At 57.1% G+C, this 20,849-nt stretch carries 17 protein-coding genes and 1 pseudogene; 15 read left to right on the top strand and 3 right to left on the bottom strand.

The window, feature by feature from the left end:
- The first annotated feature begins 50 nt into the window (after nucleotides 1–50).
- Genes QUV25_RS17525 through QUV25_RS17515 form a run of 3 tightly spaced genes read left to right on the top strand, consistent with a single transcriptional unit; the run spans nucleotide 51 to nucleotide 1,847 of the window.
- Nucleotides 51–740, top strand: coding sequence for a carbonic anhydrase (locus QUV25_RS17525; RefSeq protein ID WP_300865864.1), 690 nt, complete (start codon nucleotides 51–53; stop codon nucleotides 738–740).
- Nucleotides 741–780: 40 nt separating this feature from the next.
- Nucleotides 781–1,434, top strand: a complete 654-nt coding sequence (locus QUV25_RS17520; protein WP_300866094.1) for a nitroreductase — start codon at nucleotides 781–783, stop codon at nucleotides 1,432–1,434.
- The gene (locus QUV25_RS17515) at nucleotides 1,431–1,847 is read left to right on the top strand and encodes a ribonucleotide reductase subunit alpha (protein ID WP_300865861.1); all 417 of its coding nucleotides are present in this window, start codon (nucleotides 1,431–1,433) and stop codon (nucleotides 1,845–1,847) included. Before QUV25_RS17520 ends, QUV25_RS17515 begins: the two co-directional genes overlap by 4 nt.
- A gap of 439 nt (nucleotides 1,848–2,286) precedes the next feature.
- Here the strand turns inward: QUV25_RS17515 and QUV25_RS17510 are convergent, their stop codons facing one another.
- Complete coding sequence (locus QUV25_RS17510; RefSeq protein ID WP_300865858.1) at nucleotides 2,287–6,438, bottom strand: HigA family addiction module antitoxin; 4,152 nt, start codon at nucleotides 6,436–6,438, stop codon at nucleotides 2,287–2,289.
- An 855-nt stretch (nucleotides 6,439–7,293) separates the two neighbouring features.
- Nucleotides 7,294–8,121, bottom strand: a complete 828-nt coding sequence (locus QUV25_RS17505) for a hypothetical protein (RefSeq protein ID WP_300865855.1) — start codon at nucleotides 8,119–8,121, stop codon at nucleotides 7,294–7,296.
- Between the two features lie 813 nt (nucleotides 8,122–8,934).
- On the opposite strand from QUV25_RS17505, the gene QUV25_RS17500 reads away from it, so the two are divergent.
- The 10 genes and pseudogenes from QUV25_RS17500 (at nucleotide 8,935) to tnpB (ending at nucleotide 18,996) form a co-directional block, all read left to right on the top strand.
- On the top strand, nucleotides 8,935–9,351 hold the full coding sequence (locus QUV25_RS17500) for a hypothetical protein (RefSeq protein WP_300865854.1): 417 nt from the start codon (nucleotides 8,935–8,937) through the stop codon (nucleotides 9,349–9,351).
- 502 nt (nucleotides 9,352–9,853) lie between these two features.
- Nucleotides 9,854–10,333 (top strand): hypothetical protein, encoded by a 480-nt coding sequence (locus QUV25_RS18315; protein ID WP_366945693.1) that lies wholly within the window; start codon nucleotides 9,854–9,856, stop codon nucleotides 10,331–10,333.
- Between the two features lie 234 nt (nucleotides 10,334–10,567).
- Nucleotides 10,568–11,473, top strand: coding sequence for a TnsA endonuclease N-terminal domain-containing protein (locus QUV25_RS17495; protein WP_300865852.1), 906 nt, complete (start codon nucleotides 10,568–10,570; stop codon nucleotides 11,471–11,473).
- Nucleotides 11,470–13,752 carry a hypothetical protein gene (locus tag QUV25_RS17490; protein ID WP_300865849.1) on the top strand — a complete coding sequence of 761 codons (2,283 nt, stop codon included), beginning with the start codon at nucleotides 11,470–11,472 and terminating at the stop codon, nucleotides 13,750–13,752. The genes QUV25_RS17495 and QUV25_RS17490 overlap by 4 nt, the downstream gene beginning before the upstream one ends.
- A complete protein-coding gene (locus tag QUV25_RS17485; protein WP_300865847.1) occupies nucleotides 13,749–15,020 on the top strand; it encodes an ATP-binding protein in 1,272 nt (423 codons plus the stop codon). The genes QUV25_RS17490 and QUV25_RS17485 overlap by 4 nt, the downstream gene beginning before the upstream one ends.
- Nucleotides 15,021–15,030: 10 nt before the next feature.
- On the top strand, nucleotides 15,031–16,227 hold the full coding sequence (locus QUV25_RS18310; RefSeq protein ID WP_366945694.1) for a TniQ family protein: 1,197 nt from the start codon (nucleotides 15,031–15,033) through the stop codon (nucleotides 16,225–16,227).
- A gap of 16 nt (nucleotides 16,228–16,243) precedes the next feature.
- Nucleotides 16,244–16,672, top strand: a pseudogene (locus QUV25_RS18305) (TniQ family protein); the annotation flags it as partial.
- 111 nt (nucleotides 16,673–16,783) lie between these two features.
- Entirely contained in the window at nucleotides 16,784–18,175 is a 1,392-nt protein-coding gene (locus tag QUV25_RS17480; protein WP_300865845.1) for a hypothetical protein, read from the top strand.
- Nucleotides 18,176–18,284: 109 nt separating this feature from the next.
- Entirely contained in the window at nucleotides 18,285–18,554 is a 270-nt protein-coding gene (locus QUV25_RS17475) for an IS66 family insertion sequence element accessory protein TnpB (protein WP_300865844.1), read from the top strand.
- A 16-nt stretch (nucleotides 18,555–18,570) separates the two neighbouring features.
- Nucleotides 18,571–18,996, top strand: a complete 426-nt coding sequence (tnpB, locus tag QUV25_RS18300) for an IS66 family insertion sequence element accessory protein TnpB (protein ID WP_366945692.1) — start codon at nucleotides 18,571–18,573, stop codon at nucleotides 18,994–18,996.
- Between the two features lie 204 nt (nucleotides 18,997–19,200).
- On the opposite strand, the gene QUV25_RS17470 is transcribed toward tnpB, so the two are convergent.
- Nucleotides 19,201–19,635 carry a TerB family tellurite resistance protein gene (locus tag QUV25_RS17470; RefSeq protein WP_300865842.1) on the bottom strand — a complete coding sequence of 145 codons (435 nt, stop codon included), beginning with the start codon at nucleotides 19,633–19,635 and terminating at the stop codon, nucleotides 19,201–19,203.
- Between the two features lie 309 nt (nucleotides 19,636–19,944).
- Here QUV25_RS17470 and QUV25_RS17465 point away from each other — a divergent pair, with 309 nt between their 5' ends.
- Together QUV25_RS17465 and QUV25_RS17460 are read left to right on the top strand one after the other, a co-directional pair.
- A complete protein-coding gene (locus tag QUV25_RS17465) occupies nucleotides 19,945–20,319 on the top strand; it encodes a hypothetical protein (RefSeq protein ID WP_300865840.1) in 375 nt (124 codons plus the stop codon).
- A 27-nt stretch (nucleotides 20,320–20,346) separates the two neighbouring features.
- Nucleotides 20,347–20,826 (top strand): DUF456 family protein, encoded by a 480-nt coding sequence (locus QUV25_RS17460; RefSeq protein ID WP_300865838.1) that lies wholly within the window; start codon nucleotides 20,347–20,349, stop codon nucleotides 20,824–20,826.
- The last annotated feature ends 23 nt before the right edge of the window (nucleotides 20,827–20,849 follow it).

Genomic DNA, 20,849 nt, shown 5'->3' with positions numbered 1-20,849 from the left:
GTTTGGCGCAATCATTTCATGCTGCACCTATTTGAATCGAAAGACTAGACATGGACACACTTCCGAAAAAAGACGAGCTCTTGCTTCGATTGCGCGATTTCCATTCGGACTATTTCCCTCTTCACCAGCAGCGCTTCGAGGATTCAGTCGCTCATCGGCAGCACCCTAAAACACTGTTCATCGGCTGCTCCGATTCACGTCTAGTGCCCTACTTGTTAATCGGTTCTGCACCTGGTGAGCTGTTCTTGGTCCGCAATGTGGGCGCGTTTGTTCCTCCCTACGACGGGTCCCATGGCCTGCATGGCACCATAGCGGCGATCGAGTTCGGCGCGCTGAGCCTCAAGGTAGAGCGCATCATTATTTGTGGTCACAGCCATTGTGACGCCATCATGACCGCCTATGACGGAGCCCCGGAGGAGGCTGTGGCGCTAAGGTCTTGGCTCAAACTGGTGGACGAGGCGTTGCTGCCAATGCAACCCGGGGCAGAAGTATTGAGGCGTACAGAGCAGCGTGCTGTGGTTTTGCAACTTGAACGGCTGATGGACTATCCATTTGTGAGACGCTCTGTTGAGGCAGGCCTGCTGTCGCTGCACGATTGGCACCATGTTATCGATGATGGAGAGGTTCACGTCTTCGATTCAAAAGATGGCACATTCGTGTCTGCATCGTTGGCTTCGCACAGTGGCACTGGTCCCTATCAGCCGTATGTTGAGCACGATGGAAGACTCAATGTCGAGTGAGTCGAACGTGGCTTTGCATCAGCGTCCTTCATCCTTTGAAATTGATGAAGCGTTCATTGATCGTTCGCGGGTGGTTGGCGATGTCATTCAGACGCGTCAGACCGTGCGACCCAAACGTTTGGCAAGACCTGCTCCGGATGCAATCCAACTTCACAACATTTTGACTGCAGCAGGAGCCGCGCCCGACCATGGTCAATTGCTGCCGTGGCGATTTGTCATCGTTCCAGAATCGCAGCGAGCAGAACTTGCAGATACGTTTGTGCAATCTTTGATCGAACGGGATCATTCGGCCACAAATGAACATGTGACCCGTGCACGCGAGAAGGCGTACCGATCACCATTGCTGATATTGGTGGTGGTGGATGTTCAGCGTGGCGATAGTGAGATTGACCTTTTTGAACGTACGCTTTCTGCGGGCTGCGCGGTGCAAAACATGCTGCTAATGGCGACCGCCTTGGGGTTTGGGTCGGCTCTCACCAGCGGTAAGGCGTTGAAAGCAGAAGCACTTAGAGAATTGTTTGGGCTTCAAGATGGTGAGCATGCCCTGTGCTTTATCAATATCGGAACGGTTACATCGCCCACCGTCAGGCGCCGCCGCCCAAGTTTGATCGACTATGTCAGTGTGCTTGGCAAAGCTGTGGACACCACTGAGACGCTGTTGTCCAAACTAACCACGAGGAACGAAATCCCATGAATATTTCCAGCTTTGATGACCTCTTGAGCGTTGCGCGCGCTCAAACACAACGTCAACGTCTGATGTTTGTCTTTGCCGCGATTGAGTTGCCGGATGACGCCAGCCCTGCTGAGCGTGCCGGATTCACCTGCGGCGAGGGCGGGGCGCTAGTTCCACAAATGTGCGTGGACAAGAGCCTTGATGAAGTTGGAAGTTTTCAGCAGTTCACGGATGAAGCTCGCGAAATGGGAAAAGAGTGGGGTATGCTTTTTGCGGCCGCCCTGTCGGGTAGTGCAGACCGCGAACCGACCAGCGAGGAAGCGACAAAGCCTCTCGAAAACATGATCGAGGCCATACGCCTCGGCCGGCCAGAAAATTTCGCCGTGTTCAACAGACAGGGCATCGCCGTACGTCTCGGTACTGAGTCGCTCTGATTATCAAGGAGGAGTGTGGGCTCAAGTTCCAACAGCCGCTTTGTTGGGAGGCTGGTCCACCCCGGAGGACCAACATCAAATGCTGGGCGAAAAATTTGCTCGAATGTCGCTATCTGGTGGGCATGCGCCAGTCGTTTCCAACTGGTATCGGCCAAGAAATCCTGATCTGTCAGTCGCGACCAAGGTCGCATCAAGGCTGACTGCAGCCGGTGGGATTTTTAGGGCGCAGTCAAAGCCGACGCCCGTGACCTGCCATTCCTTGCCGGACTGGCGAACGACAGCTTGACCCCCAGCAGCGGCCGCTCAACAGCGATGAGGCTTTCCATGTCGGTCGAGCGACTGCTACTAGCCAAGGCGACCGGCTCTTCGCGGCCCTATCCGGTCATTTGCGTATGCCGTTCGATTGACTGCTTCGCAGCCCTGACAAGCGGGATCGCCCTTAGCGGAGCCGCCGTTTCACTATCGCCTCCGTATCCTCGCGCCGGGCATCGTGCTCATACGTCCTCACCAAGCCCATGAGTAACTTTGACGCGACGTAAGGGTGGGAGTACTGGAGTGCCTCTGCCCAGCCTCGGTACTTGTCGGCAAGTTCGCGCTCTTGCGCACCGCCTTCTCCTCTCCAGTGGGCGCCGCGAGCGTTGAACTGGCCAGTGTGGACGCCTCGCATCATTGCCTCGGAATGGATTTCGTCGAGCACATCCCGAACGGGCTCGCAGGGCCACACTCCGTCTGTGCCCGTTGGCGCATGAGCGAGGAGTTCCCCAATGCTGACGTCCGCGACTTCGAGACGCCCCAGTCCCTCACAGGCGTCTCGCACGGCCTTTACCCAAGCACGCAGGCGTTCTGTCGCTAGATGTCCTTGTTCATCGCGCCCCGGGAGTGTTTCAATGCCACTCAAGAGCTTGTATCCCTGCTCAGCGAACTTAGGGATCTGTTCATCGGGCACCGAGAACTCAGCCGGGTCTGAGCCGCCGTCCTTTCTCTTGTATACATACACGATCGCCTGCACATAGAGCTCGGGATGGGCTGCAACGTACATCGCTAGATTGGGTATGCCGTACTTGCCACCACGCACGTGCGGCTTCGCAAGAGCATCGATATACAAGTACTCCAGCCCGGCTTTCTGGTCGAGTGTTAACGCCGTACTTTCGTTGATCCGCTCAAACGTTTCTTCGATGTAGTGCTGTTGGAGACGGAACTGACCTTCGGGCTCCTCACTGTCTTTCGCAATCGCGGTCATGAGGTTAAAGAGCAACTCAGGATCGAACTTTTCAAGGTTGAAATGGGCAGCGTGAAAGGCGGCCCGCGGTCGCTTCGCCGCAATCAAGCGGTCAAGCGCCTCCGCAGCCTCTTCTGCGTTCTCGCGAACCCAATCAGGAAACACCTCAGTCCAGTATGTCCGCTGAGTTTGCTCTCGCAGTGCATCGACGCGGAGCCACGTTGAACGCCGGAACGGCGCACTGAGTAGGACGCGCACGAAATCCTCTTCGGAAAGATCGGATGAGAGTCGATCTAGAAGGACCTCGCGCCCAAGTGGATCGCTGCAGCCGTTGATGAGACCGGCAATGAGCAAGCGCCGAGCGTTCGCCATGCTCGGGCGCTCGTGCGCCAGTGCGGCGCGGATCGCGTCACTAACAGCTTGCTGCTCTAGAACACGCTCCGCATACAGGTAGCCAACGACATAGTGCGCGTCCCCGAGATCTGCAAGTTCGGCGACGCCGTAAGGTCCACGCGCGTGATGCACCTCGCGAAGCGCGTCGGTCCTTAGTGCAGCCACCCTTTCATCGCGCTTCTGGTAGTCATACCTGTCATCCGCGAGTTCCTCGGCGGACTCTTCAACCCAGTGACTTCGAAACAACCACTCGTGCTTCTGCAGAAGATCGGTGGGTTCGAGTGCTTCTCGGGCTCGCTTTGCCGAGGCTGTGAGGACTACTAAGTCGTCATTGTTTGCTTGTTGCTTTGCGCGTCGGGTGAGCAGCCGCTTGCGAAGCTGTTCGCGGACGATTGCCTTGTCACTGTCCGACGCACTCGCGCTCCACCCATCAATGATCGTCCAGACGCGCTCACGATCTGCGGTTGCCAAGCTAGGAAGGCAGTTCACCAGGTCACAGGCCATGCTGGTGGTGTAACTATGTTTCCAGCCGAGTACCAACTCGACCATTTCGCGCACGAACTTGATGATCGGGCCCCAAGTAGGCAAGGGTTCGCCGTACCCGTGACCATCGTTCCGCCACTTGGGCTTGTGGCTATAGCTACCGTGCTGAGTCCGTGTACCTACTTGATTGACGCACAACTTCCAAGCGACCTCTGGGAAACGAACTGCAAGTCGCTGCATAACTCTGAGGCGTACGTCATGGCTGGCTGCCGTCTGCGGCATCCAAGACCGAAAGATTGCTTCGAGCGAGTTGATGGGTCGGTTCACCCAGTTGTCATCGATCTCAATCTGTGAGAGCTGAGCAAGGATGAAAGCTGCTCGCGGCATCGTCGCTGGGCTCCACGATAGCCCTTCAAGAGCCCAAAGAAGACCCGTACGCGGACACCTGCCTCCGAACAAGCCCGCGCCTGCCGGGCGCATAAGCCCGTATGTTTCCGGGCGAGCTTGCCGTAGGTCAGCCTCGATGATGTCTAGGAACTCCTCCGGGGCAGCCTCGGCGTACGCCGTGAGATCGTTGTCGTTCGCCTCCAGCAGGCGAGTGTTGAGCGGTGTGAGGAGATCTCGGACGAGCTTTCGCACCGCGACCTCACAGTCAAAGCCAAGACGATCGAAGAACAGGTGGTGTCCGTGAATTGAGAGCAGCACTAGCGTCTCAGCAATGCTTCCCCTGAGCGTTCCCGAGAACTCTCGCGACTTTCCGTGAATCGCGGCTGCCCACTGCTCTTCGTCAGGCAGATCGAGTTTCGGATCATCTTCACCGAGCACAATGTGTGCGACGGTGAAGAATCGCTCTAGGTCTGCTCGTGTCACTGCCCCTGCGATCGCGAACAGCGTGTCAATCTTTGATGCAACGCCGCGGTAGTGGCCTGCCGACCACATCGCAGGGTCATTGCCCTGCGCGAGCCGCTGACATGTCCGCTCAAGGGGCTCATACGGTACATCGCCGGCGAGAAGCGAGAGTACTGTCTGATCGGGGGGGCGGGTCGCGTTCCATGCGCCGACAAGAAGAAAGGGGACGAGCGATGACGCGGTCTGCGCATCTGATGCCCATTCTGGTAGCCTAACGCCGGGCGTCCTCGCAAGTCGACGCCGGAGGACCGTGAGTGAGCGTCCGGATTCGTTGTCGAGCCGATTTACTTCATCTCGCGTGTACCCAACCGCTTCGAGCGGAGCCTTGAAATGCTCGGAATTCAATGGTTCAAGTACGACATGAGGCTCGATGTTCGCCGCATTCCGAGGGTGCACAACGATGCACCTAACCGTCTGCGTTAGCGATGCGAGGTCGCGCTCGACGGCTCGACTGTGCACGACAGCGACAAATTGCGAGGTGCCCTGTGCCAGTTTCTTCGCGGTGCCGGGCTCGTCGAACACTAGCACGCGGTCACGGAGCTTGACGACCCTTGGGTCATCTACTGTCTCGAAGAAGTGCGCAACGAAGGCGAGTGCTTCGTCGGTCGAATCGGCCATTACCACGACCGGGTCACCAGAGTCTTGCGCAAGGCGTGCCAGCAGATTCTTCTTTGCTCCTTCGATTGCGTGCGAAAAAAGGGAACCCGGCAATGGGGGCTCCGCGACGTTGGCCCAGTCGGTCCAGCATTGCGGCAGTGTTCGGACACCTTGGGTATGGAGCCCCACTTCGTGCGCAAACCACACCTGCGCAGCGATCGACTGTTCGATCCACTGCTCCAGGTCGCTTGAGTCGTAGGCTCGAACGTCGCGCCACTCGCGTTTGCCTCGCTTCAGGACAGACCACTCGTTCTTGCCCGGCCAAGCTCGGGGCGTCACGAACACGAACGTGAGTGCAGCGCGATCCTCCTTGCTTGTCGCCTTCGTGCTCTTCGCATAGTCGCCCCCCGCCTTCGCCTTCGGGTCTTCGTTTGTTCCGAACTCCCAGCCCGATAAGCCGGCTGGAATCCACGGTGTCGCCTCATTGGCCTCAAGCCGGCCATCCCACCCAGGGCGCTCAGCATCGTCATTACCCGGGAAATCAATGCTCGTGATGCCACGTCCGGTTGAGTTCACCAGTGTCCGAAGAAGGACTGCAAAGCGGCTTCGCGCTGGGATGTTTCTAGAAGCCCATGCTTCGATGTCTCGCGCTTTGATACCGAGGAACGGAACTGCGTACGGAGTCACCCCCGCCGCGACGTTCGCGGTACTTGTGGTCGCCGCATCAAATACGGCTTGCATGTCCAGGAGCCTAGCCGCAGGGAGCCCGAACGCCGCTTCGATGCGAGTTGCCATTTCGGACGTAGTCGCAACATGCCCATTGAGGAAGTTGTTCAGCGCTGGGCGACCGATCCCCACGAGCTTTGCTGCACGGACGACGCTCAAGCCTCTGGGCTTCAGTACTTCTGTACGTACGAACTCGCCGGGGTGAATGGGCGATGGTTCATGCCTACCGGCGGCGTCGAACTCGGTGCGAGATGGCTTCCTCATTTGGATAGCGTAGCGTGTCGCGCTACACAGCACAAATCCAGAGCCATACATGGGGCGAAGCCGGACGTTACGTGCCAATCTCGAGCCGCCATTCCGCAATGTCTCCGCCAACAGCCGCTTCTGGCCGAGTCCGGATGTGCAAGGGGAAGCCGCAAGCCGACGTTGGCCGGGAGGGTCATCGTGTCGATGGTCCGCGCCTAGAAGGCACACGAGCTCACTCTGTCGGCCAGGAGCTGCCCTTGCTCAGCAGGTACCGCTGTCGCTCGAACGAAGGCCCCACTCGGTATTGATGACTCGCAAGTTCGGATAACAGCTCAAACCTACCAGGCCTATCAACGGGTACTGGACCCAAATCTTGGAAATGGCTCGTATGGATTTCAAATAGTAGGTTCGACGCGGTCGGAAGCTTTCGTGCGACCGGCAACTGAGCCTTGATTTAGCTTTGCCTCGATGTTCCTTACTGCTTGCCTAAGGTCAACCAAGATCAAAGCTGGACCTGTGAACATGGCCAAGACCAAGAAAGTGAAAACTGAAAAAACTAGGGCTCCCAGTAGCCGCCATCCGAGTTCGGGGGTGGCAACTGCACCGGCTGCACTTATGGCTGGAATCGTGACCAAATACCCCACAACCGCTGACGCGACAATCGTGATCCATAGAGCGGCCTCAACGAGCCAGACATAAGATGAGACGATTAGTCTAGTCAGCATATTTACTCCTGAGCATAAGATCGGGTGATTGCTTCGCAAGACCTACCGTTTGAGCTAACCGGCACATTGTGGTGAGACGGCATTTGACCCAGAATGAAATGGCGGGGCAAATAACGGTACGCCGCAATGTGTCCAATTGAGCTGATAGTTAGCCATCGGCTATTTGTCGTGCCCGAGTCATGACATCTTTAAAGATATCGTCGTATGAGACATCAAATATTTGATCTTGTACAATCAATTTGCCTTTAGCCTTTAGTCTGTTTAGCAGCTTTACTGCCAGCTCTTGTGATAGCGGTAAAGGTAGACGACCAGCATCATCTAATGTCGCCGCCAAACCTAACCCTGCAACATAGTCTGGCAATATCAGTGCTGGCTCTGCAATGTCAGTGGTAACGACGACCGACTCAGTGACCATTTCAAATCCGAACGCAGCCAAGCGCCTCTTCGGAATATTTTGTTCACTCCAAAATGAAGTGAAAACTTCAAGGTTCTCCTCACCTTCAACTTCCTGATCGCAAATGACATTGGTCTCGATCAATTGAAGCCCTTTCGCACTTACTATTCGCCTTCGTCTATCACTGCCAAGTGCATGGCCAGTTGCCGCTGCGCATGCTGAGCTAAGCAGAAGAAACTTCAGGATATTCGCCGGCTTTGCCCAACCCGCGATTTTCCTTGATGTTTTAATAATTGCTTCGTGAAATACAAGTGCGTCTTTTTCGAAACGTCTCCAAAAATCGGTGTCACGATCGACGCTTACTACTGCCACTGCAATTGCTTGCGATCCCAAAATATCTACTACGTGTTCAGCCGTATCGTAGTCACAAGACCCCCATTTCGGTAGTCCTCGCATTTCGAGACGAACCCCGTTTAGTTGGGTTGAATCGACGGTTACCGCTCCGCCTACGGTTCTTGGGCTTCCTGTCGTTGACAGCATTGCTCTTCCGGAAATGTCAGCGAGTATGCAGAGGCGGTTCATCCGATGGCTAACGTAATGTATCCCGCAGAACCTGCAGGATATTCTGGACGGTGAGGGATATTCTGGACACGTCAATCTCCCAAAAATGCAATCAGATCAAAGGGTTGGACGACCAAGACCTGATTTTTATACAGGTATAAGTAAACCACGAAACCCGGCACCCACTGCTACCCAGTGACCGCTTTGCCTTGGGTCCGTGTAGGACCGCTACGGGTCGGAACCGCCAGTCCAAGTGAAACAGAAGCGGTCGGTAAAGCTGCGCAAGCCATGTTGCGGAGGTCCTATTGACTGGAGTACCTCTCACAGCTGCCACTTGGCCCAACGTACTTCGCCAAACTGTACAGCCGCTTCGTGTGAACCAGCGTGAGCCTCCTTGGCTGCGTCCACCGACGGCTGTCGCTGCAAAGGCGAAATCGGAAACTTGAAGGTCGCTTCAGGCTGACTGCAGCCGGTCAGGTTTTGCAGCCCAATGACAGCCGCCGCCGGAACCTCCCATTCGTCAGCCTGCGAGGCGGCCGACCGCTGTACCTTCAGCAGCGGCCACTCAACAGCGATGGGCCACGCGAGGTGCCGAGCTTCTCCTACACGCCAAGGCGACCGGCTCTTCGCGACCCGTTGCAGACATCAGGCCATGTGGGTTGATAGCGGCCATCGCAGTTGTACTAGTCGGTAGGCTGGTTGGTGCCAGCCGGGAAGGCCAACGTAGACTCTTTAACGAATGGAGGAAGTGTTATCCGCCGCTTTGCGGGATAAATGACAAGTTGGGTCGCACAATGGATCTACACACGGGCACACGAACTAAGGAGGCGAAAAGTGGCTGACCAAGATGGACCGCGAAAGACAGCGCTGGCAATCATCGCTGCCTACCCCGATACCGACAGGCATCTGCTCCTGTACTGGGCACAGCAGGTGTTGGCCGTGCGGACTCTTCCTATTTCAGTCTCACGAAAGTTGCTGCGCATAGCGCGCATTACCAAAGAACTAGGAATCAGCAAGTCCCTGGTCACACACGTTGCGGCCGAGATCAAGAGGGTCGGTTGGACCGAGCGCAGCAAGCCTATGCGCGGTGTGATCGGAGGAGCGGGTATCGGTTTGCTCGCGTCGGTAGCTTCGCCGATGGCGGGTGTTGCAGCTTTCGGCGGAGCTATTGCCGTACCAGTCATCCTTCTTGGCGCTGGAGCAGGCGCAGTACTCATGGCGCTGGTGGATGAACTCGACAAGAAGGAATGAGCGTGCTCCGGCCTGCTGAGGACTACAAGGAGCTATCCACGTTCTCTGAGGCTGCTGAAGCCGCCAAGCAGGCGTCAGCTGCGCTTTGCGAAGAAGTGGCGGTCAAGCCTTCGGCTCACGGATGGCTGGTGTTGCTTCCTCCCGGTGGACGCTATGAACTTAGTCGAATAGCAGCATCAACAGACTTGCCAGCACCCTATGTGCCGGACCTCGAGACATTGACATCAGAGTTCTCAAGTGATCAAGACGACTATCACTCACCGCTCAGATGAAGATGGATGGTTCTACGAAGACTGAGCGACTCATCGCCAGTGCGCCCTCTCGCCCCGCATCACCTCGAACGTTGAGCGACCGCTTCACCGGCTCGACCTGGAGCGGATCTGCGCGCGGGTTGCAACCGCAATTTGCGATTGCATACTTGAGCAAACTAAATTAGGGTTTTTCCTTTGAAATTACCTCCCGATCTGTCACCAATCGATGCGTGACTGAATAAAATCAGTCCATGCCTCCCAGCCGCCATGAAAGCACCCATACGGTCCTTCGCACGGGATCCCAGGCGCTTGCTGACTTCAGAAGCAATGGCCAAGTGATCTCAAGATCGGCGCGCTCCAGAGGCTTCAACCCGCGCCTCGTTTATCAGGTGTTGACTAGAAACTGGATATGCCTACGCGGCGAGTCCTTTGAGATTGCAAAAGCCCTAGGTATGAAGTACCCCGATACCTTCATGCCGTCTGGTGGGTGCACGTGGCCCACAAGAACAGAAGCCGCAACGACTGCAATCGCGCGGCTTTGTCTCTCTGCCTGCATTGAGCAAGTTTCGGTATCACAAGCGCGATGTTCCTATCTCCATGGGAGATGGGTCAAGGCTTGCTCTGTGCATTCTTGTAGACAACTCAACAGCGTAGATCTGCCAAGCCGTGCAGATCACGCAATGCACAGGGGACCCCATGTCCGACCCGGAGTACTTCTGTCGTCGTGGTGATTCGCCCGATGTGAATTCAGTCTACGTTTCTCAACTTGCCGACTCACTCTTTCGATCACCCTCGCGCTTCGAAAACACGACAACAATCGGGCCTTGGTGGAGACGACCGCTTTGCTCTCGCCGGGGTTGCAGTGTTTGCTGGATCGCGACAGCGGCACATTGCACCCCGAACTATCGGCCAACTACACACGGTCCTCAAGAGGTCCTCCCGACATCTCGTCATGGGAGATTTGCATGGCGGGAGTGATGACGGAGAAGAAGCTGGCCAAGGCGATCGCGGAGGGATACGGATCAGGGCGCGACGAGCGCTACCAATCGTGGATTCGAATACGCAGGAACTTGCATTCACCGGTCTCCAACCTGCATTCGCTTTGTGTACCTTTGTACCATCGTCCCTTGCAGCTGCTATCGGGCTTGGAGTTCGGTGCCGCCAATGTCGCGCTTTGGCTCGGCGCTGCCGAGATTCGGGAACAGCACCCACTATGGCCTTTTACACACGACCACCCCGCAAAAGGCCGACACCCTGATCTTGATCGCAGCCTTGGGCGGGCGCCAGGGTTGCTTGAGATTGCCAAACACGGCGGGATAGATCATGGGGTCTACCCCGGGACGCAGATTCCCTTCGTGGCGACGATCGACTTCACTCTAAGCATCCCACCTTGGCATCGCGCCCCTTTGGTTCACTGGAGCTGTAAACCAAGGGCGCTTCTGGACTCAGCACACAACCGCTCGCGCATGCAAGAGCGCATTCAAATGGAACGCCTATACAGTGCGGCCGTCGGCGCGTCCCATGTGCTTATCGACGGCACGCAGTTCACCTCACTGCTCGTATCGAACCTCGACTGGCTCCGACCCTTGCGTAGCGAGCTACAGACCTTGAGCAGAGCACGCCTACAGGACTTTGGGGGATATCTGATGGAGGAGGCAGAGACCGATTCACTCGGTCATGCAGTGGATCACGCTGGTCGCTTGGTCCGATTGAATTCAGATGGCGCGAACCGCCACTTTCGCGCAGCGGCTTGGCTCGGGATCATTGACATCGATCCATCCAGTCATATCGTGATGAGCAAGCCGCTCAAAAGGGACTCCGCAGGACTAAGGCTGCGCTTACAAAGAGAGCTACTTGGAGAACCGAGATGACCAAACAGCTGGTAGGAAAGGTGCTGCGTTATCACACCGTGCAAGGCTACGTCGATAGTGCCCGTATCGTGCATCAAAGTCGTGACGGCCACTACGTATGGATCGTCCCGTTGCCTGGTGACAATCCAAAAGGCAAAGGCGGCAAGGTGTTTCACATCAAAGCACCGCGCCGCCGTGTAACCGCTGAGATCGAAGATCAGGAAGATAGGTGCACGCTCTCGCTGGTGGAGTTCGTGCCACCAACATCTTGGCTTCTCCCCGATCATGAGCTCGAAGAAGGCGCTACAGCCTCAGACCTGGGCCGAACAGTACGCAAGAACCTGGCGCGTTGGTTCCAGCAACGAGAAGAGCAGAAGTCATGGATTGAACCCATCCTGGATGAGGTTGGCCCACGCGAGCTCCTGGAATGCGGCCGTCTCAATGAATTGGTGCGTGCGCGAGCCAAGGCCCTTGGCCACAAGGGAAATCAGAAGGTTGCCCGTGCCATGCGCCTTTACTTGTTGGGATGTGGAAATCCCAACGCGCTGTTGCCCGCGTGGGGGAACAGCGGCGCAAGAGGACAGTCGAAGTTCGCCTCCAAAAAGGCAGGGCGCCCGCGTCGAGAAGTGGCGCGAGGAAATTCGCTCGATACGGGTTTCATCTGCACAAAAGAAGATCGACAAAAGCTCACTGACGGTTGGCGCAAGTACAAGAAGCGACGAGACTCGGTGTACGACGCCTACCTACTTACTTGCAACGAGTACTGGCCTGGTGAATGCAGGGTCAAATCGAAATCCGGAGTCGTCGCAACTCTCCTTCCTCCGAATGAGAGACCTACGCTCGCGCAGTTTAAGTGGGCCGCCAAGGTGTCCGCCCTGTCGGCGTCCAGGGTGAACATGGGCGAACGCGTCCACGAATTGAGCAGGCGCGCCTTGCGAGGACTCGCCACCGATGGCGTCGTAGCAGTCGGTCAGCTGGGACTGATAGACAGCACGAGCGAGGATCAGACGCCGGTTTCATCCATATCCAGATTGAAGGTCCTGCCCTCGTCGTGGCGCTCTGTGCTCCTGGAAGTGAAAACGGGATACATCCTGGGCCTTCATTGCGGATTCGAGTGTCCAAGCGCCCTCACTTCCTTGCTCTGCATTCTCAGCAGTGCCTCATCAAAGGTCGAGCTGTGCGCGCGATATGGAGTCGTCATTGAAGAAGATGAATGGCACCACCGCATGTGCAAACGCATCCGCGGGGACAACGGAGAGACCAAGAACGAACTAAACCTTAAAACCATGTGCGCCTCGGAAGTCTCCTTGGAGTTTGTTCGCTCCTACCGGGGAGACCTCAAGGGACAGGTCGAAGGGAGCCATCACAGCGTGCATCGTAGAGCCGATCACAAGAGCGCAGGTTCGACCAAAGGGGAGCAGCGAAAGCGTGGCGAAGTGCGTCGAGAAGATGACGCCTGTAGAACGCTCGGGGAGAACATGAAGTTCGTCATAAAAGCCATCCTCCGACACAACAACGAAGAGCCGGTAGAAGACCTGCTCACATTGGACATGCGGAGAGATGGGGTCAAGCCAACGCGCAAGGAAGTCTATGAGTGGTACCTGAAAAACGGCTACGTTGCCAGCGAACCGTGGAACCTCGACTTGCTGCGCGCGCAATGTCTTCCCCGTCTTGCAGCCAAGATCCACAGAGATGGGATCCACATATTTGATCCGCTTGATGCGACCCGACTGATACCCAATCTTAGGTACGCGAGTGATTGGTTGTTTGAGTCCGGTCTGTGCGAGAAGGCCGGTCGGTCCAGTATCGATTGCGAAGTTCAGCTGGATCCAAACGACCTTAGCCACTGCTATTTTCTGTATGACGGCCTCAAGCGGCTTGAGCGAAAAACATCAGACCCCCTTGCCAACGAAATCTCGCTGTGCGAGCACCTTGAGATGACTTACGACGACAAGGAGAGGGCGGAGTCTACTCGCGCAGACTGTGAATCCAATGATGCTGCCACTTTGGTAGCCAACAGAAAGATGAACAAGGAGGCGCGTGCTGCCAAGCGGGCAGAACAGGCCTCTGAAAAGAATTGCTCCTCAGAAGCGAACAAGAAGGGCTACGGCAAACGGCAAAACAAACGGGACGAGCTCAAGATAGAACAACTCAGGAAACTGGGCTTGCCTCTCGAACGAGAGCTGCAACACAGCGACAAGATTATCGCAAGTGAAATGGCGGCTCCATGCGCGTCACCTTCCCTCACAGCGACTGAAGCGCTGATGCAAAAGCTTCGGCAAGCCAGGGAGGCTCAATGAACGAAACGATGGACCTTTTCGCTTGGGATGTAGGTAATCCTCTCCTTGTCAAATTACCTGAGGAGAAGAGCTTTCTGGAATGGGGAGCCAGCCTTCGCTACGACCCCAGAGAGAAGTGGCGAAGAAGCCGCCAGGTTCCCAGAGAGAGTCATTTCCACACCATTGAGGAAGTAAACATACCCACTGAACGCTCGATCAGATTCTCACTATCGGCCTATTCCATGCTCTTGGTTTCGCTGCGTCGCCGAGATCCCAGGCTGCCACAGAACCGACGGCGCATTTACGAGCTTGCAGAGTTGAACCGGGAGAGGCTTGGAAAAGAGTTGGAGTCGATGGTGTGGTTTTCGGATGGCGCGACGGGCCTGATCCTTCAAGGGCCAACAGGCTGCTCGAAGTCTCACTCGCTCGATGCATTTCTTCGCTTACTTCCACAAGTCGTTGAACACGGGCCCAACCCGGACTGTGGATGGATGGCGCTCAAACAGCTCGTCTATCTGAAGATTCCAATGCCGCCTGATGCGAGTCGCAGCACCTTGCTATACACGATGGTCAAGGAGATTGATCGCTTGCTAGAGACAAGCTATGCAGCTGACGTCGCCAAAAGAAAAACTGTGGGGGAAAAGATAGTTGACGTGCTCCAGATTCTCATGGTCCACCGGTGTGGAATGCTCATCCTGGAGGAGGTCCAGGTTCGCAACGTGGCACCTGTTGTTCTGGGCTCGGATTTCGTCGCACTTTTTCTGCGCATCTTGAACTGCGGCATCCCGTTGGTTCTGGTTGGAAACCCTATCGCCTTTGGGCACGTACTTGATTTCTCGCAGGACCTGCGTCGACTGACATCGGCTGGCATGTTCAACTTCGGTCCCGTTTTCGATGAAGAAGATCCTGAGTGGAAGAGCGACCTTGTGCCAGGAATATGGAGCTGGACCTTGCTTCCAAAGGAGGATGAATACATCCCCGACTTGGAGAGTCTTCTCTATCAGCGCACAGGCGGTGCTCATGACTTTCTCGTTAAGTACAGAAGAGAGAGTCTCATCGAGGCGCACCGGTCTGGCGCTGACAGCGTTTCACTGGCTCACATGAACGCAGCCTTCTATTCCCCCTCAATGATTGGCCTGCACAAGCTCATTGCTTGCTACGTCAACAAGGACGACGCTTTGCTCAGCTCGATCAGCGATCAACCAGTTGGCTATCTGGCAGACATGTGGGCTCGTGAACGAGCGAGAAGGGTCGCTACAGCCGATCAAAAAAGAAATCAAACACCATAAGGGCAAGACAATGAGCGGCGTCCGTCAGATCCAACGCCCATGCCGCTTGCCGTTTGTTGACGCTTGGCTGGAAGACGAGTCCCTATATTCATGGTGTAGTAGACACCATAGGTTGACACCACATGTGACGAGATCGACAGGGATGGCACTGTTCGGAGTGCCTAGTGCCGCAAAGAGCAAGTACACCATCGCAAACCTCCCTTACTTTGAGAAAGTGACGGACGGCCGACTTGGAACCAGTCACGAGATATTGCGCACCCGGACACCGATGGGGGCGTATATGTCGCTGATTGAGCGATCGTCAAATTGGCGCGAGTCGGGTAGGCTGCCCTTTTCAAGATGGGCCGGGATGAAGATTGGGGCGCTTTGCTCGCTCAGATACTGCGAGGCCTGTCATCGCCAACACAGAAGCATGTTTGGCACGGGCCTTTGGCGTATGGCGCATCAACTACCCGGTGTAGCTGTCTGCGGAGAGCACTTTGTCGGCTTGCGTGAAGTGACGCATCATGGCCAGACTTGGGTACTTCCTGGCGACTGCCCTGACACAGGTTTGCATGTCACGAAATCACGAGAGCTGGAAGTACTGACGGGAGTGGCAACCGCAGCGACATTGATTTTCCAAAGTGCCCACCTCGACGTCGAGTTTCTCAAGGTGCGCGCCACGGCCGTCTTGTGTGATGTGTATGGAGCCATTGATGCGAAGCACCTAGATCCTGTCAGAGTGCAGAAGGACTGGGAGTCATCGAATTTAGCGGGTTGGCTAAACAGAGAGGCGCCACGCTTGATTTGCTGTGCCCGTGGATGGATATTGGACATGCTGCGAGGACGAAGCTCTGTCAGCAACCCGATGCGCTGGGCTCTCCTGGCTGGCTACTTGAAAGAGCTCGGCTTTGCGGCCCCCGACACTTTGTTCTCACCTCCCGAGGAACTCGCAGGACAGATGGACTTCTGGGACGACATCGAGCAAATCCCCCCAAAGGTGGTCCAAGCGTTTGTTTGTTCCGGAAGCTGCATCGAGGTCGCGCATCGACTCGGAGTTGCTGCCATAACTGTGCGGCGGTGGAAACGAAGAAGGCCGGCTCTAGCGTTACTTTGCAAGAGCTGGACTCGTGCCTCCTCAACGCCACCGGCGCAAATAGTCAAAGCGCTCGAGACACCAGGTGACCGCTCGCAAATGTCTTGCATCTCTCCTGCATCTCCGACCTAGCAGTACGCGCACCAGCATGGTTCCCTTCGCCCCACCGGGAGTTTGCATAGGCTCCATCAGTCACATCATGCGCCTGCTAAGTGTCGGCCGATACTCTGAGCAAGTACGACGCGACACGTCTGTGCGCATGGCGCTCGGTCAACATGCGACCCGTGTGGCAGCGAGCGTTAGAGCTTGCTTTCCCGTAGATGCAATTCTGAAGGATCATTCAGTAGCGCCCTTGATTTGCGCTCTGCTTGATCATGAGACGGTGTCCGATCTGTCCACGCGAATTCGTTCCGGTGCTCCATACGAAAATCTTAAGAAGTACGTCGGCAGAGGCACCATAGTTGCGCGGTGCATCCGACGCTGTCCTATTTGTGTGGTGGAGGATGAGGCCAAGTACGGAGTCGCGTTTTGGCGCGTTGCGCATCAACTTTTCCCCATCCACTACTGCTCCAAGCACCACGTCATCCTGGAAGAGATGTGTGGCAACTGCGGTATGCCATACGCCGTGCGATCGACTGCTGCCCGAACGTCGCTCGTGCGCTGTAGTCGTTGCGGATCTTCCACAGGTATGGCCCCACCCGATTGGTCAAAGAAGCGGCCTGCGGCATATCAATCCTTCGAGTCTCTTGTGGAAAGGTCTCTGCGCGGTGAAACACAAGAGCTGCGACCACCCAATCGGCTCGCGATCATAACGGCGGCCGTCAAATCCTCCGATGGCTCAATCGCCCAACTAATCGATCTGTTCTGCAGGTGGTGGGACGTCGACCGACCAGAAGAGCTGCGTAGCTGGTTTGGAGCTTCGGTTACGCAAGAGATCCTGAGCGAAATTCTTCTCGGGCGCAGATGGGTTGATCCGCCCTTTGCCGTGATTGCAGTGATTTCGTTCGCACAAGAGTGGTTGCGTCAGAGGAACACTGAAGTTCAAGAACCGCTGCAATTTTCAGCGGCAACCCTCTGCGGGGAATCAGGCCTTGATACCGACGTTGAGTCGCAGCTTTTGGAGCGTGCAACGGTGGCCGGCATCCCCGAGTGGCAAGCCCTACAAATTGCCGCCGGAAATGCTATCAGGGTGCAAGGGATACGCCGAGCTGAAGGTATTGACATACGGCGCTTCCTTGACTCCCTTCCGCAAGCGTTGCGCGAAGCGGTTGCCGAGCGACACGCGCTTGCACGAGCAAAACGGAAAAGCTCAGTGCCTGGGGAGTTCGATGCAGACAGATGGACACTAGTGAAACACCGTCGTGCCGCTGTTCTAGATCTGCTTAGCTCGGGTTCAATGACAAGAAATGAGCTGTGGCGAAATCATGGTTCATTGATGACTTGGGTCACTCGCCATGACAGGACCTGGCTACAAGCACATCTTCCTGATCGACTGTTCCGCCCGCATCTTTGGAAAGACAAAGAGGTAGCCCGGGCGGAGTTCTTGTCGACCATCGATGCACTTTTGGCTCGCTGCCCGAGTGCGGGCCTCATGGACTTGATTCGTTCAAACGTGCAGCTTCATGCCTTCCTAGAGCGCCACGATCCTGCATGGCTTAAGACCCAGAAGGAGACATTCAACCAGACTAACGGTACGAAAAGGCGTCTCAATAACGTATCACAACGACGTACCGAGTTTCTTGCAGCTGTGCACGATCCCTCTCTAGCGTCAACCGCGCTTTCTTTACGCGCACCAGCTGCACATGCTTGGCTTAGGCTTAACGACCGAGCATGGTTGAGAGAACAGACACGACATATTGAGGAGCAGAAGCAAGATCAAAAGACTCGGGAGAAGCGTGATGCCGTCATCCACTACATTGAACAGGGCATTCGAAGTCGCGGAGATTTTGCAAAAGCCCACTGGGGTCTGTACTACTGGATGTTGAAGAACGACCGGAAGTGGTTCGATACAAATCTACCCTCGTCGCAGGCGTTCGTTCGTAAGCGTGCGGTCATCCCACCCTTGAGGGCGGCGGCGTAAGCGGCAACGATGGTGTCCACCAAACGAGATAGGTGGACACCATGACCGAAGCCAAGACCAAGACCCGTCGGCGGCACAGCGCCGAGCGTGAGCAGCAGATCCTGGCCGAGTGCACCAGCCCGACGCCTCGGTGGCCAGCGTGGCGCTCTCGCACGGCATCAACGCCAACGTCGTGCATAAGTGCCGCCGCCTGGCCCATGCCCCCAGCACAGATGTGCAAGTCCCGACCTTCGTGCCTGTGGCGCTGCCTGCACCCAACTGCGTACCGGCCCCAGACATCCGCATAGAGCTTCGCCGTGGCGCCACCAGCGTGTCGCTGACCTGGCCGGTTTCGGCCGCCGAGCACTGCGCGGCCTGGATGCGGGACTTGCTCAAGTGATCCGCATCGACGCCCTGTGGCTGGCTACCGAGCCGCTGGACATGCGTGCCGGCACAGACACCGCGCTGGCCCGCGTGGTGGCCGTCTTCGGTGCTGCACGCCCGCACACGCCTACCTGTTTGCCAACCGGCGGGCCAACCGCATGAAGGTGCTGGTGCACGACGGCATTGGGGTGTGGCTGGCGGCGCGCCGCCTGAACAGCGGCAAGTTCGTCTGGCCGCGTGAGGGCGTCGCCTCGGCTGGCTCAGTCGCCCACAGTTCGATGCACTGGTGCTGGGCCTGCCCTGGCAGCACCTGGGCAATGGTGGCGTCATTACCGTGCTCTGAATCTGATCGCAGACATGCTGCCTGCCAATCGGTGCTAACGCGACAGTACCCATCGAAGCTGATGTTCTCAGGTAAAGGCTACTACGCGGTCTTCAGCCCCGCAAGCACAGCTTGAAAGCTCAAAACACCTGTTCAATCTTTGTTAGAGAGCTTGAAAACATCCGAGCTTCGTTGAATCTTTGCAGCGAACGAACGATCAACCAACAGCACCGAAAGCCACGTCTGCCGACGTCGATCGTTCAGTCTTTGTTAGCAAGAAACAGGCATCCGGACCGCCGAACTGTAACCCAGCCACCGGCCTTCCCGGCCACCGAGCGCCTCAGGCGGCGCGCGCCATCGGCCAGTCGTTCATCGGGCGCAGCATCTGACGCTGCAATCCCCAATGTTCTACAACGGCGTTGAGCACCAGGGACTCACCGTCCGCCACCTCGCCATCGGCCTCGGCGATCTGCACGCAGATCTGCAGCACGCGCTGGCGCAAGACAGGCTGGGTGATCTGCGCCATGAGCTGAGTCACCTCACGCTCGTCCAGCGGACAGTCGTGAGACCAGGCAGAGGGCGGGCTGCTGAGTGCTTCACGGCAGAAATCGCGCATCACATCGAACATCTCGTCGCGCGCGAGGTCGAGCTGTTCGTGCACGTTCATGCTGTCGAGCAGCGCGAGTTCATCGTGACCGATCTCGCCGTCTGCCACCAGAGCCAATGCCACCACCTGCGCGGCAGCTTGCGGGCTGTTGATCTCAAAGCTCTGCATGAATGTCTCCTGAAAAGTCCTCACCAGGGAGGACGGTCTGCACATGACGAGGCGGGCCATGTTTGCTCGCTGCGCCGCGGATCGCTTAGCGCTTTGCACCTTAGGTGCCCCCCAGGAGCCAGCCAAGCAGGCAGACGCGAAAAGTGACATCGAAAAACCGGGATCGATGTGCTTTCATCGCCCTGGAAAACAAGAGATTGACGAAATATTTATGCAGTCTTTTTCGATGTGTAAATTCGCAATTGGCTGCTTTTTAAAGAACATGGTGTCGCGCACATTGCATCTTCCGAGACACAACCTGGAGTTCACATGGACATGCATTTCCGCTCCCCCGATCCTGAAGGCGCACTCTGGCATCAGCGCTCCCTGGCGCGCATGCGCCGGGCGCTTCGCCGTTTGCACGGCTCTGTGGCGCAGGTGCGCGTTCAGCTGGAGGACATCAACGGGCCCGATGGCGGCGTGGACAAACGCTGCCGGGTCGAAGTCGCGGTGCCTGGTCAAGAGCCAGTGGCCGTGACAGCCACCGCGCGTTCGTGGCAGGCCTCCATCGAAGCCGCTGCCACGGTGCTGCGCCAGCGCCTGATCAGTCGCAGCGCACGGGCGGAGAACACTTCACCCATCACGGCGCGTCAACGCTCAGACAGGGCCAAACGCGCACCGTTGCACCTTCAGCCAGCAGGCTGATCGCGTCGGAAACGGCAGCGCTTCGCCATGGATATCGCTCTCTGGATGCTTGCGGGTGCCAGCGTTCTGCTCGGCCTGGCCGGGCTGGTGCTGCCGCTGCTGCCGGGTACGCCATTGCTGCTGGGTGGTTTGTGGCTGGCCGCCTGGCTGGGTGACTACACGCAGGTGAGCGTCTCGGTTTTGCTGGTGCTGGCGCTGATGGCGGCACTGGCCTGGCCAGTGGACTACCTCGCGGCGTTGATCGGGGTGAGGCGCGCAGGCGCGAGCGGGCAGGCTGTGGCTGGCGCGGGCGCCGGGGCGGTGCTGGGTCTGTTCGGGGGGCTCCCCGGCCTGCTGCTGGGGCCGATTGCGGGCGCCATGACCGGCGAATGGGTGGCCAAGCGCGACCGTGCTCAAGCCGCCCGCGCGGGTCTCGCGGCCGGCCTGGGCTTCCTGATCGCGGCGGTGGTGAAGCTCGGGATCGGTCTGTCCATGGTGCTGGTGTTTGGCGTGGCGTACCTGGTCTGAACTGCTGAGCGCTTTCTTCGCCG

Origin of the sequence: Hydrogenophaga sp. (assembly GCF_030373245.1) — a bacterium.
GTDB lineage: Bacteria > Pseudomonadota > Gammaproteobacteria > Burkholderiales > Burkholderiaceae_C > Hydrogenophaga.
The sequence above is the reverse complement of the archived record's forward strand: the minus strand, read 5'-3'. Positions and strand labels throughout refer to the sequence as shown.